This is a genomic window from Undibacterium sp. Tian12W, assembly GCF_049339405.1.
Classification (GTDB): domain Bacteria; phylum Pseudomonadota; class Gammaproteobacteria; order Burkholderiales; family Burkholderiaceae_D; genus Undibacterium.
The window spans coordinates 16211-28791 of sequence record NZ_JBMPPK010000021.1; the positions used below are offsets into that span (position 1 = coordinate 16211).

At 52.4% G+C, this 12581-nt stretch carries 16 protein-coding genes; 9 read left to right on the top strand and 7 right to left on the bottom strand.

Annotated elements, in window-relative coordinates:
* Window positions 1–2 precede the first annotated feature (2 nt).
* From ACO0LI_RS23770 to ACO0LI_RS23785, 4 genes are all read left to right on the top strand, one after another.
* Window positions 3–518, top strand: a complete 516-nt coding sequence (locus ACO0LI_RS23770) for a hypothetical protein (RefSeq protein ID WP_423035739.1) — start codon at window positions 3–5, stop codon at window positions 516–518.
* Between the two features lie 150 nt (window positions 519–668).
* The gene (locus tag ACO0LI_RS23775; RefSeq protein WP_423035741.1) at window positions 669–833 is read left to right on the top strand and encodes a hypothetical protein; all 165 of its coding nucleotides are present in this window, start codon (window positions 669–671) and stop codon (window positions 831–833) included.
* A gap of 168 nt (window positions 834–1001) precedes the next feature.
* Window positions 1002–1664, top strand: coding sequence for a hypothetical protein (locus tag ACO0LI_RS23780; protein WP_423035743.1), 663 nt, complete (start codon window positions 1002–1004; stop codon window positions 1662–1664).
* Window positions 1654–1956 carry a hypothetical protein gene (locus ACO0LI_RS23785; protein ID WP_423035745.1) on the top strand — a complete coding sequence of 101 codons (303 nt, stop codon included), beginning with the start codon at window positions 1654–1656 and terminating at the stop codon, window positions 1954–1956. Before ACO0LI_RS23780 ends, ACO0LI_RS23785 begins: the two co-directional genes overlap by 11 nt.
* 92 nt (window positions 1957–2048) lie before the next feature.
* On the opposite strand, the gene ACO0LI_RS23790 is transcribed toward ACO0LI_RS23785, so the two are convergent.
* From ACO0LI_RS23790 to ACO0LI_RS23805, 4 genes are all read right to left on the bottom strand, one after another.
* A complete protein-coding gene (locus tag ACO0LI_RS23790) occupies window positions 2049–2414 on the bottom strand; it encodes a DUF4124 domain-containing protein (protein WP_423035747.1) in 366 nt (121 codons plus the stop codon).
* Between the two features lie 86 nt (window positions 2415–2500).
* Window positions 2501–3580 (bottom strand): hypothetical protein, encoded by a 1080-nt coding sequence (locus tag ACO0LI_RS23795; protein ID WP_423035749.1) that lies wholly within the window; start codon window positions 3578–3580, stop codon window positions 2501–2503.
* A gap of 54 nt (window positions 3581–3634) precedes the next feature.
* Entirely contained in the window at window positions 3635–3898 is a 264-nt protein-coding gene (locus tag ACO0LI_RS23800) for a SemiSWEET transporter (protein ID WP_423035751.1), read from the bottom strand.
* Between the two features lie 8 nt (window positions 3899–3906).
* Window positions 3907–4416: a flavin reductase family protein gene (locus ACO0LI_RS23805; RefSeq protein WP_162042452.1), complete on the bottom strand. Its 510-nt coding sequence runs from the start codon at window positions 4414–4416 to the stop codon at window positions 3907–3909.
* A gap of 196 nt (window positions 4417–4612) precedes the next feature.
* Here ACO0LI_RS23805 and ACO0LI_RS23810 point away from each other — a divergent pair, with 196 nt between their 5' ends.
* From ACO0LI_RS23810 to ACO0LI_RS23830, 5 genes are all read left to right on the top strand, one after another.
* A complete protein-coding gene (locus tag ACO0LI_RS23810; protein WP_423035753.1) occupies window positions 4613–5002 on the top strand; it encodes a hypothetical protein in 390 nt (129 codons plus the stop codon).
* Between the two features lie 80 nt (window positions 5003–5082).
* Complete coding sequence (miaB, locus tag ACO0LI_RS23815) at window positions 5083–6423, top strand: tRNA (N6-isopentenyl adenosine(37)-C2)-methylthiotransferase MiaB (protein ID WP_422953988.1); 1341 nt, start codon at window positions 5083–5085, stop codon at window positions 6421–6423.
* Window positions 6420–7532 (top strand): PhoH family protein, encoded by a 1113-nt coding sequence (locus ACO0LI_RS23820; protein ID WP_423035908.1) that lies wholly within the window; start codon window positions 6420–6422, stop codon window positions 7530–7532. The genes miaB and ACO0LI_RS23820 overlap by 4 nt, the downstream gene beginning before the upstream one ends.
* Window positions 7516–8022, top strand: coding sequence for an rRNA maturation RNase YbeY (ybeY, locus tag ACO0LI_RS23825; protein ID WP_423035755.1), 507 nt, complete (start codon window positions 7516–7518; stop codon window positions 8020–8022). The genes ACO0LI_RS23820 and ybeY overlap by 17 nt, the downstream gene beginning before the upstream one ends.
* A gap of 305 nt (window positions 8023–8327) precedes the next feature.
* On the top strand, window positions 8328–9224 hold the full coding sequence (locus ACO0LI_RS23830; protein ID WP_423035757.1) for an ion channel: 897 nt from the start codon (window positions 8328–8330) through the stop codon (window positions 9222–9224).
* A 1-nt stretch (window position 9225) separates the two neighbouring features.
* Here ACO0LI_RS23830 and ACO0LI_RS23835 read toward each other — a convergent pair whose 3' ends face one another.
* From ACO0LI_RS23835 to ACO0LI_RS23845, 3 genes are all read right to left on the bottom strand, one after another.
* Entirely contained in the window at window positions 9226–9582 is a 357-nt protein-coding gene (locus ACO0LI_RS23835) for a DUF1304 domain-containing protein (RefSeq protein WP_422953991.1), read from the bottom strand.
* 147 nt (window positions 9583–9729) lie between these two features.
* Window positions 9730–10806, bottom strand: a complete 1077-nt coding sequence (locus tag ACO0LI_RS23840) for an FAD-dependent oxidoreductase (protein WP_423035759.1) — start codon at window positions 10804–10806, stop codon at window positions 9730–9732.
* A complete protein-coding gene (locus ACO0LI_RS23845; protein WP_423035761.1) occupies window positions 10803–12527 on the bottom strand; it encodes a ferritin-like domain-containing protein in 1725 nt (574 codons plus the stop codon). The genes ACO0LI_RS23840 and ACO0LI_RS23845 overlap by 4 nt, the downstream gene beginning before the upstream one ends.
* Between the last annotated feature and the right edge of the window lie 54 nt (window positions 12528–12581).

Genomic DNA, 12581 nt, shown 5'->3' on the forward strand with positions numbered 1-12581 from the left:
TTATGGATGAAGATAAAAATAAGAATTTTTTGTTGCTGATTTTTTCTCTCGTCGAGTCAAAGTATGTCTCTGTTGCAGAGATCAACAATCTCGCAAACGCGGCACACGTGGCAAGTTCGTCAAGCGCTTTAAGTGAGCTTGAAGTAATGCCAGAATTTTGGCTCACTGAACTGGCTGCGTGCCAGACTGCAGATGAGGCGCAGGATATTTTACGGGAACAAATAAGCGAACAGCATGTCATTTTTGACGAACGCTATGTGTCACTTTTACTGGGTTTTTTGTATCTGGGAGTTCAGGAAGGGAAAATATCTTTAGCAGAGTTTGAAACTGAGCTGGTCGATGTCATTGATGGCTATAGTAATTACATGATGTTGACTATAGAAGACTTTCAACATGATTTCGCGCCATTGAATTGCCTACCAGATCAAAGCACAGCGCTCGGTAGCTACCTGATTGATGCAGCAGAAAAGTCTAAAATTGAATTTCGTGCTGAGATAGCACCAATCCTGAGTGCTTGACGTTATTGGTAGCAAGAAAAAGGTCGCGAGAAAATGAGCAACCATCCAGTTTTATTTGCAGTTTTAATGTTCGTATCGCTTTGCGCCACCATTAAAATCTGGAGTACGGTCTTGCGCAGGCCGGGGCCGGCCTGGTACAAGTGTTTGTTCATGCTTATTGCTGCAATTCCATTTGTTGGGCCTGTTTTTTTTGTATTCATTGATGCACCGCCGGTTTTGCCGCTGTCTGAGCAGGCCAAACCTTTCCCTAAAGGTATAGAAGTCTATACTGGTTTTGGTGCCTTAATTGATGCCCTCAAGAGGTTTTTTAGTTAATAAAAGAGTGACTGAATCACTTAGCTGTTGCCATATATCTCATTGCCTGTACAGATGCTTGCGTACGCCAGCGCACAGAAAGCTGTACGGTATCACCCTATCCTGTTAACAAGCATCCTCATAGGCTAAGGCCGATGCAGGGTTTTGCAACCAGGATGGGAGATGATCATGACACATATTATCGCGGGTCGGCTGGAGCAGCAGGAACAGGTGCAAAAGGCTATTTATCAGTTGATGGCACTGGGTTTTGCGCCTGGGCAGATCAGTTCTTTTTATCTTAATCCTCCGGGGCAGCATGACATGTATCCTATCGGGGGTGACCGTGACGCGTCGCCGGGGGCAACCAAGGCGGGTAGCGGTGCGATCAGTGGTGCTGCTGCTGGTGGTGCGGTTGGTGCTGCTGTGGGTTTGCTGGGTGCGCCAGTCACTGGCCCTGTCAGTACTGCTTTGGGTGCTATGGTGGGCGCACATGTGGGCTCGTTGATAGGCAGCCTGTCGCAAATGAAGGACAAGGGCGAAACCTCCGATGATGATGCAGAAAATGCGGCAAGTGTGCGCCGTTCTGGTTTGATTGTGGCTGTCAGTGTCAACAAACCTGAGACCGAACAGATCGTGATCACGATGCTTAAAGATCTGGGCGCAGACCAGATAGAACTGGGCGAAGGGACTATCAGTAAAGGTGACTGGAAAGACTTTGACCCACGCATGCCGCCCAATCTGATCCCGGCCAGCTTGCCTTCAGAAAACGGGGCTGCTGCGTCTGGCGTATCTTCTGCACCTACTGTGGCTCAACAAGCAGCAGAGCAGGGAGTAAATGGCCGTGAACACTAGACATGTGAATCTCGATAACAAAAACCTCAAGCGTACCAATGCGGCGGAAGCGGTAGAGCGTAGCGATGCTGCTAAAGACGATGACGCTTTGCTACCCCATGAACGCGATCAGACGACGGATGACAAGACTGCGCCGCGCAAAGTCATGAAGCAGGCTTTGAACGACTTGCAAGCGGGTAAGGTTGATACCGACATGCATGGTGCGCGTGGCGTAGAGGCAGTGGTCAAACCAATTGCGAAAACAGTTGCAGAACCAACTGCAAAACCCTCTGCGAAAGATGGTCACAAGTAATAGCACGACAGATGCAAAAAGGCCCAGTTTTTCGAACTGGGCCTTTGCTTGAGATTAGTTGAGTTTGACTAATTGACCAGGCAAGCCAGGTTTTATCTGTTGTCGAGTTTCGATGGGCGGTCAGAATATGTGGTTAGTCTTTGATACTTCACGCCAGGTGGCAGTGGTGTGGTGATGAAATTATGGATCAGTCTTTCATTGTCAGCACGTCTCTCACGCTCAGCATGGCGCTGATTAAAAGCTTCATTCTTTGCCGCCCAGTTGGTTTCTTGCACTTTTTCTGAGCCCACATATTTTTGGTTGGCCTTGACCGACTTTTCCTTGACGCTGGTTTTAGGGCAGACATTGTCGGTAAAAGTCACACGACCATCACTATCGACGCATCTTTGTACTTGGGCTGATGCGCTATTTGCCAATGCCAACAATAGAGCGGCAGATAAAAGGTGTGAGAGTTTCATGCAGGATGCCTCAGGTTCCGGGTCGTAATCAAGGCCCAAGCTTCTCACATCCTGGCCTGGGATTCAAGCAATCGCCAATATATCAATCAATCTGCTGTTTTTGCCTGCTGCTGCTGTAGTTGTTGTTGATGATGGCTTTGCTCTGCCCGGTTTTTCATTAGGCCGAGGATGGATTGGTGAAAATCGTTGAGCACCATCTTGCCCCACAGGTCACCGTAGGTCTTGAGTTGTGACTTGTTGATGAAACGGGTGCTCAGGCGCAGTTCTGTACCACCATCTTTTGCCTTCAGGTCGTAGCCTCCATCAATGACATCAAAGTATTCCCCACCCATTTCCACATGCCTGTCGAGAGCATACTTGGGGATGCCACCCGGCAGGATATGAAAGCTGTAATGCATGGTGCTGGGTCTTTGCCAGGTGGTGATGATTTCTTCAAAGCGCACATCTTTTTCCCAGCGCGAAGTTCTTACTGCGCCTACACCAGCGCCCGTGAAGTCGGCAGCGATGGGTTTGGGCAAACCTATCAGGTGCACGAAAGAAAAACCGAGTTCATCGGGCTTGATGTTTTGCACCGAGGCCAGTTGGTCAAACACTTCTTCAGGGCTGGCCTGTATCTGTATGACAGAGCTGACCAGTTGCTCGCTTTGCACTGGCGGCAAGCTGGCTTCTACCGGGCCAAGCAGGAGTGGCAGCAGGGCAAACGAATACAGGCTGGTTTTGGATGCGCGAAAGCGGTTGTGGATGGCACCTGCAATCAGGCCGCCTATCAGGGCCGCCACCACAAAGACCGGGAAGACCAGCACCAGGCAAACCATGCCCTCCAGCAGGAAAACGAACATGGCGAGCAAAAAGGCCATCATCGACATGAAGGACACCATGACTTGCATGCCCACGTGGATATGGGATTTACCCGCCGCCAGCACGACCGCAATTGCGCCGACGCTGAAGGGAGCGAGGATCAAAAAGGCGGTAGAAACAATTTGCAACCACGCATGCAAAGACTTGTGTTCAAAGCCTACGCGCAGCAGCAAGCCATAGATGACACCTGCCGCAACGGCGGCAAACAGGCGCATTCTGGGCCGGGCAGCAGCCGGGATTTTATAGATATCCTTATCATTACTTTTATTGTGACCTGTATTGTCGCCCGTATTGTTGTCATCAGACATGCTGTCTTCCTGGATGTGTATATGCGACTGGGTGCGAAGCCAGGTACTGAAAATCTACTTATAGACCAGCTTCATCACGAGAATAAACATGGCCAGCATGAGCGTGATCATATTGGCGATGATGATGGGCAGGGCGCTGAGCATGAGGCCATACACTAGCCACAATGTGATGCCAAGGACGAGGATGATGTACATGCCTAGAGACACACCTTCCGCCCGTTTGCGCCGCCAGGTCAGCCAGGCCTGGGGTACAAAGGCGGTCGTCGTCAGACAGGCGGCAAAGTAGCCGACCAGGTCGGCAGGCAAAATACTGATCATGGATGTATCTATTCTTTGGTAGGACGCAAGAATTGGCCTGAATGAAACACCAGCGGTGCCTGTTTGGTGAATTCGCAATGCTCGACTTCGCCAACGAAAATAACATGGTCACCCTCAGGGTAGCGGCTGCGGTTATGGCATTCAAACCAGGCCGAGGCACCAGTCAGGATAGGGTGACCCGTGCGTGACAGGGTGTAATCAACACCTGCAAAGCGGTCAGTCTTGCGGCTGGCAAATTGCTCGGCCAGCCAGGCTTGTTCTGCCGACAGGATATTCACCACGTAGTGAGAATTGCCGCTGAACACGGGCAGGCTGTTGGCGGCCGTGCCCAGGCTCCAGAGTATCAGGGGCGGGTCCAGCGAGACAGAATTGAAGGAGGATGCAGTCAAACCCAGGAACTGGCCATCTGCCAGACGGGTGGTGATGACAGTGACGCCAGTGGCAAATTGCGACAGGGCGTCCCGGAAATGGCGGGTATCAAATTCTCGCTTTTCAGAGCGGGGTGAGCGGGTGTGCATGGGTTTCCATCGTTCTTTTTTTGCCATTATCACAGATTTTGGGCCATTTTGGCTTGTTGCGGCTGCAAGTGCTGCTATGCTGCAATAGGAAGTGTGGCGCTGACTGTGTTAAACTTGCAGGCTTGCCGGTTTCCCGAGGTTTTGACCTAAGTAGTTGATTCCTTTGAATTTAATCCCCACCAAGAGGTGCCGAGGTATGCCTATGATGCTGGCTTTACGCCGTGTAATGATGATGTTCATGCTGGTCTTGCTGGCCATGACGAGTTTGCAAGGTTTTGCACAAATACCGGATGAACGTAATTTTCCGGAGAATACCAAGCGCGGCGTATTGAATATGTCGCAATATCCCGATGTACTGATTGATGGTAAAGCCAAAAACACCGCACCGGGTTTGCGTATTTATGATGACCAGAACCTGTTTATCTCGCCTACGCAAATTACCGGCAATTACGTGATCATCAATTATCTGGAAGATAATTATGGTGACGTTGTCAAAATCTGGGTATTGACCGAGATTGAACGTAAAAGGGTATTACCCGCCGCCAAGGAATGGGTGCCACAAATTTTTAAAAATACGAACATGTGATGTAGCGCTGGCTCAGGGGAGTAGTGCAAGGCAGCATGGACAATGTCAGTCCCTTGAGCAGGTAGAGCTTGTAGAAAATTATGCAAAAAAAAGTATTTATTAAAACCTTCGGTTGCCAGATGAACGAGTATGACTCGGACAAGATGGCAGATATCCTCAATGCCAATGACGGCATGGTGAAGACCGATAATCCCGAAGATGCTGACGTGATCTTGCTGAACACCTGCAGCGTGCGCGAAAAAGCATCTGAAAAAGTATTTTCTGACCTCGGTCGTCTGCGTGAACTCAAACGCAAAAAACCAGAGCTGCTGATTGGCGTTGGCGGTTGCGTTGCCTCGCAAGAAGGCGATGCCATTGTCAAGCGTGCGCCCTATGTCGATGTGGTATTTGGCCCGCAAACCCTGCACCGTTTGCCGCAGATGATAGATGCGCGCCGTAGTTCTGGCCGCTCGCAAGTCGATATCAGTTTCCCTGAAATTGAAAAGTTTGACCACATGCCACCAGCGCGTGTTGAAGGCGCGAGTGCCTATGTGTCCATCATGGAAGGTTGCAGCAAGTATTGCAGTTACTGCGTCGTGCCTTATACCCGTGGTGAAGAAGTCTCGCGTCCATTTGATGACGTGCTGGCAGAAGTCGCTGGCCTGGCTGAGCAAGGCGTCAAGGAAATTTCCCTGCTGGGGCAAAACGTCAATGCCTACCGTGGCGTTATGGAAGATGGCGAGATCGCCGACTTTGCCCTGCTCATCGAATACATCGCCGAGTTCCCGCAGATAGAACGCATACGCTTTGTCACCAGCCACCCCAAAGAATTCACACAGCGCCTGATAGACTGTTATGCCAAGGTACCCAAGCTGGTTAATCATCTGTACCTGCCTGCACAGCATGGCTCTGACCGTATCTTGTCTGCGATGAAGCGTGGTTACACCGCCATCGAATACAAATCCGTCCTGCGTCGTTTGCGACTGGTGCGCCCGGATATTTCTGTGTCGTCTGATTTTATCGTCGGCTTCCCTGGTGAGACGGATGAAGATTTTGATGCTCTGATGAAGCTCATCAATGACATTGGTTTTGATAACAGCTTCAGCTTTATCTTTAGCCCGCGCCCAGGCACGCCAGCGGCAAACCTGGCTGACGATACCCCGGCAGAACTTAAATTGCGCCGCCTGCAGCATTTGCAGTCTGTGATTGATGCCAATACCAAGAAATACAGCAATGCCATGATAGGTACGGTGCAGCGTATTCTGGTAGAAGGCCCGTCGGTAAAAGACCCGAATGAATTGCAGGGCCGCACCGAGAATAACCGCGTTGTCAATTTCGCGGGTTCCAAAGACCTGGTCGGTACGCTGGTGAATACCCGCATTACCGAATCCTATAATTATTCCTTACGCGGCGAACTCGTCGAAGAGGCAGTGACAGCATAATGGCAAAAACACCCGTGCCGGTAGCACATTTCATCCCTCAACCACTGGACAATACCCGCCTGGCGCATCTGTGCGGGCCGCTGGATGAGAACTTGCGGCAGATATCATCGGCATTGGATGTGACGATCTTTCGCCGTGGTGAAAAATTTATCGTCAGCGGCCACAATGCCGAGAAAGCGATAGAGATACTTGAGCATTTCTATGGCCTGGCGAAAAAAATCATCACCATCGATGAAGTGCAACTGGCCCTGGTAGAGCAACGTGCCAGCAAAAGCCTCAAAAAAGGCAAGGCCGGCAAAGATCAGGATGATGTGATTCCTGCCGACGCCGTCGCGGTGGATGCGCCCTTGCCGGAAGATGCCGACATAGAAAGCCCGACGCTCAAAACCCGCCGCAGCGATTTGCGCGGGCGCACACCGCATCAGAATCATTACATCAAGACCATACTCGAGCACGATATCAGCTTTGGCATAGGCCCGGCTGGTACGGGTAAAACCTATCTGGCCGTAGCTTGTGCAGTTGATGCGCTGGAACGTGATGCCGTCAAGCGTATCGTGCTGACCCGCCCGGCGGTAGAAGCAGGTGAGCGCCTGGGTTTCTTGCCGGGTGACCTGGCGCAAAAGGTCGATCCTTATCTGCGACCCTTGTACGACGCGCTGTATGACTTGCTGGGCTTTGACCGCACGCAAAAAATGTTTGAAAAACAGGTCATCGAGATTGCCCCGCTTGCGTATATGCGTGGCCGTACCCTGAACCATGCTTTCGTCATCCTTGATGAAGCGCAAAACACCACGCCAGAGCAGATGAAGATGTTCCTGACACGCATAGGTTTTGGCAGCAAAGCGGTAATTACCGGTGACCCTACTCAGGTTGATTTGCAGCGTAATGTGAAAAGCGGCCTCGTCGATGCCTGTCAGGTACTCGATGGTGTACGCGGCATAGGCTTTACCCATTTTGGCAGCGTCGATGTGGTACGTCACCCGCTGGTCGCCCGCATCGTCGATGCCTATGAAAGCGCGAATGCCAATGCCACCGCCAACAGCGCCGCCATCGGCTTGCTGAAACCTGCAACCCCTTTAAGCTCTGCCCATCATGGTCGCAAAAAGTAAAACTGCATCTAAAGCTGAAACTAAAGCTGAAACTAAAACGGTCGCTAAACCCAAGCTGACACTGTCAGTGCAATATGCCGACAAGCGCCTGCAAGATATCCTGACCCGCCCGCTGATACGCAAGACCGTGCAGGCTGCCTTGTTCTTCCCGGCAGAAATCACTTTGCGCTTTGTCGATGCTGAAGAAGGCAAGGTACTCAACCATGATTATCGCGGCAAGGACTACGCCACCAATGTGTTGACCTTTGCCTATACCGAAGATGAAGATGCCGAGGTAACGCAGGCAGACATTATCCTGTGTACCGATGTGCTGGAGAAGGAAGCAGCCGAGCAAAAGAAAACCGTGCTTGAACATGCCCAGCATTTGATTGTCCACGGCGTCTTGCATGCCCAGGGCTATGATCATGAAGAGGATGATGAAGCTGAGGAGATGGAAGCGCTGGAGATAGAGATATTGGCGGGGATGGGGCTGGGGAATCCTTATCAGTAGTTGATTGGGTAGGTTGGGCTACGTTTCACCAGCCCAACACTGGGCGGTTCAATAACGTATATATCCGTCCTAGGTCCTGTATTAAGAAACTTTGGCCCGAGAAAGAAACTAATTATACTTGTTCAACCGACCCCATCCCCCACCCGACCATTCCACTGCGCCGCTTACATGCGGCTTAGATATTTGTGGCGCAAAGCTGCGCTTTGCGAATTCCCACAAATCTCCCCTTGAAAAGGAACGAGTGACCAGTTTTTGCGCCGACAAGTGAACGATCAAATATCCACAATATTCGAAAGCCCTCCAACATGACCCAACAAAAACCGCATGGCCGCAGTATCAGCATGGGTGGCCGTTCTGTCGTTGCCTATGGTTTGCGTACGCAGTTCTGGCAAGATATTTATTACTATGCAATGACCTCAAGCTGGCCGGTGTTTTTTGCTGGTGTGGGTGTGGTGTTCCTGGTGTTGAACCTGTGCTTTGCCTCGCTGTTCATGCTGGGCGATAACCCGATAGGCAATCTGCATCCTAATGGTTTCTTGGGAGCGTTTTTCTTTAGTGTGGAAACGCTGGCGACTGTGGGTTATGGCGACATGCACCCGCAGACAATATATGGCCACAGCATTGCCACGCTGGAGATTTTTATCGGCATGGCCAGTGTGGCCCTGATTACCGGTGTCATGTTTGCACGCTTTTCACGTCCGCGTTCCAGCATTATTTTTGCGAATCACCCTGTCAGTCACATCATGGATGGCAAGCGGGTCTTGCTGATACGCCTGGCTAATGCGCGCATGAACATCATCAGTGAGGCGACCGCCAAACTACGCCTGATGCGGGATGAAAGCACGGCCAATATGGGCAGTTTTCGCAAGATCACTGACATGAAGCTGGAGCGTGAGCAGCATCCCATCTTCATTCTGGGCTGGACAGTCATCCATGTCATTGATGAAAGCAGCCCACTGTTTGGCATGGATGAAGCGGCTCTGCACGCATGCAGGGCTTCGCTGATACTGAGTATAGAAGGGGTCGATGACACTACCAACCAGCCGCAAAGGGCGCGCCACTATTACCCTTGCAGCCAGATACACTGGAACCACCGCTATGTCGATGTATTTGAAAACAGCCGCGATTCAGACAATGTCCAGCACATCCACTACACCCGCTTTCATGATTCGGAAGAGATCGTCGATGTGCCGCAAGCGTGATTTAGAAGTGCAGCAGCACTAAAGCCAGCAAGGCTGGTGCCGCCTGTATGTAGAGGATGCGGCGGCTGACGGAATAGGCACCATAGGCACCGGCCACGATGACACAGGTCAGGAAGAAAATCTTCACATGAAAACCTTCATGGCCACCCATCAGCAAACCCCAGACCAGACCTGCGGCCAAAAAGCCATTGTATAAACCCTGGTTGGCGGCCAGCACCTTGGTGATCTCTGCCTTCTCGGGTGTGTTCTTGAAAGTGCGCAAACCCATGGGCTTATCCCACAGGAACATTTCCAGTACGAGGAAGTAGATATGCAGGGCGGCGACGATGCCGGTCAGTATGTTGGCGATGAGATACACGGTGACTCCTTGTTGTCTATGTTATCGATGTTATCGATGTTGTCGATGTTGTCGATGTTGTCGAGGTTGTAGAGATTGTTTTCCATGCCCTGATACTAGTTGATCCCCGGCGATTTAAACAGTGTTGAAACTGACAGTCTTGGCGGTTTATGTGCGTGCCCGCATAATAAATTGCGCATAGTCTTGCCAGGCGCTCTCCATGCCATACAGGCAGCTCCTGATCTGGTTCAGCAATGCCGTCGCATGCAACTGCCGTTGTTGTGTTTGCCTTTGCTGGAAATTTGCCCTGGCCTGTGGCGTGCCCAGATCAGCTGCACACAGTGCTTCTGACAGGCCGCAGGACAAACCCTGGGACGACAGGATGTCACGCGCCAGCGCTGCATCACCGATCAGCACGCTACGCTCAGATGCCGCCCATTGCAGCGACACTGGGTGAGCCATGCCGCTATGAAACTCTGTCAACTGAGGCAAGCTTTGCAGCACCCAGTCAGCCTGAGTGCTCTGCAAGAGTTGCTGCAATTCTTCTGCACTGCCTTTGACTGCCTTGCCGCGCCCTACAAAAACCACATTTTGTACCTCGGGCGTAGCCAGGCTATACACATAACCCTCGGGCAGCGCTGCCAGCTTGAAGTGAGAATGGAAATGAGATTGAAAACTTCCGGACGGCCTTGTGTTGCCAGCCAGTGTGAACAGGCGGGCTACCCAGGGCTGCTGTGATTTGTCTATGCTGCTGGCAGTCCTGGCGGCGCGGCCACTGGCATCAACCAACAGGTCGGCGTGCCAGTTGTTAGGATTGTCGCCATTGATACTATCAGCGCCATTGGCACCGGCATCGTGCAATTGCAGGCTTTGCTCGCCCAGATGCAGGTGGATACGCGGCTCCTGTAGTAACTTTTGCCACAGGGCCTGCTCCAGTGCCGGGCGGTGGATGTGTACGGTCCTGGGTGTGGGCAGGGACATGCAGGTTTTGCTATCCCACTGTATCTGCCTGACAGCATGCGTTTGCCCGGCGCCGATCAGGTGGGGGTGAATGCCATATTCGAGCAGCAATGCCAGCAGGCTGACGGGGACAGCCTCAATACGGTAGCCACCTTCAACATCAACATTGGGTGGTGGTTCTGCTGCCAGTAGCAATACAGGGCGATGACCTTGCCTGGCCGCGTGCAAGGCAGCCAGTATGCCCACCGGGCCATTGCCCAGCACGGCAACACGGTAATGCTTCATAAGCCGGGTGGCGGTGCAACAGGGGCGAAGCGTGGGTCACTGATGGTATCAAAAGACAGCAAAAAACCCGCATTGATGACCGCCCTGGCAACATTGCCAAAACCATTCGCAGCCACCATGTCTCCACGCGCAGTGTTGATATCCATCGCGCCCTGCGGCATGCCGGCCTGATAACCGGCGTACAGTTTTTCCAGCAGTTTGCGATAGGCATTTTGCAGTGCCTGGTAGCTGCTGTTGCTGGCCGGTGCCTGTACCAGGGACTGGTGCAGATACTGGCCGGGCTGGAAGTCTCTTAACCAAACCTGCATGTTCTCAAAGGTTTCAAAGTGGTCCTGCCCCTCGGCCATGATGTAACGTATGCTCTGGCAGTCGGCATCGCTGCCAAAGCCAGGCTGGCGCAGGGTGGCATAGATGCGTGCATATAATTCGTCAGCACCTCTGTTGGCTTGCTCCAGCGCCAGAAAATCCAGAAGGGCTTGTGGGTCAAGTATCCTTGCACGTGGCGGGCGCTGATTGCCAGCGGCATCAGGTATCGTTTTGGCGACTTGTAAGGCAGGTGTATAGGCCGGGCCGTTCAGCGCTTGCAGCACATTATTGACGGCACGCAGGTGGCGCATTTCTCCATAGGCGATACGCATCAGTTCAGCAAAGCTGGCTGTGACCCGGTTGCGCAAGCTGCCTGCTGGCAGGCTGGCCGGGCTTCGCAACGAATAGGCTGCCGACAGGTATTCCTGTATCGCTGCCAGTTCCAGCCCGGCGGCATAGCGCAGGTATAACTGTAATTCTTCCCGTGATGCCAGTGGGAGTGCAGTGAACTTGCCTGGCTTGTAGGGGCGTATGGTTTCGCGGCCTTCCAGCACAAAGTTCAGGCTTTGCCACTGATGGTTGATTGCATAATGGCCCAGTTCTTCCGGGGTAGTTGTATTGGCGGGTGAGGGTGGTGTGCTGCCTATGCTGCGGTCCAGCCTCTCCCATGGTACTGCTGCCAGCCAGGGCACACCGGGCTCACTGGCATCTGGTGTCGGTGGCTGGGCAATGTCGGGATGATTGCTGGCCCAGTAAAAGCAACCACAATCGCGAAAATCATGGGTCCAGGGGCTGCACAGGGATTGAGTGAGCTCACCAGGTTCAAACATGGCTGCCAGGCTGCCTGTGCCACTCAGGTAGGCGGAGCGCCTGCCCTCCAGTCTGATGCTGCGTGTGCCCAGCCGTATCGTCAGGCTGATGGCAGTATTTTCTGGCAGCAGGCGTATTGCAGTCCAGGCGTCCGGGGGGGCAGTGCTGGCGCTTGTATTAGTGCTAGTGCTAGCTGCGCCTGGCGGGCTCAGTTGAGCGATGTTCAGATCATGATTGCCAAAGGGCCCGAAATTGCCGTTGATCCTGCTAATGATGCAGGGTTGATTCTGGCTGATACCCAGCGCCAGGTCGCGGTATTTTTGTGCGTCTGCATCGGGTAGGGCAGCTGCCGTGAGTCCAGCGCTATCGACAGCCACGATGCGTATTTCTGTATCGGCAATATCGACTTCAAGGAAGGGAAAAAAACGTCTTTCCAGATTGCGCAAATCAGCTTCCAGGCCTGGGTAGCAATTGCCGACGCCAGACTCCAGGCGGGTAGAGACGGGATTGCCAGCAACAGGTTTGATGGCGCTGTCGGCAGTCTGCGCACGGCGCAAGGCCGCAGCATTGCGTGGGACCAGTTTGATGATGTCGGGAAGGCTCATTTTATATTCCTTGTGTTCTTTAAGTTCCTTATGTTCCTTAAGTTCCTTAAGTTC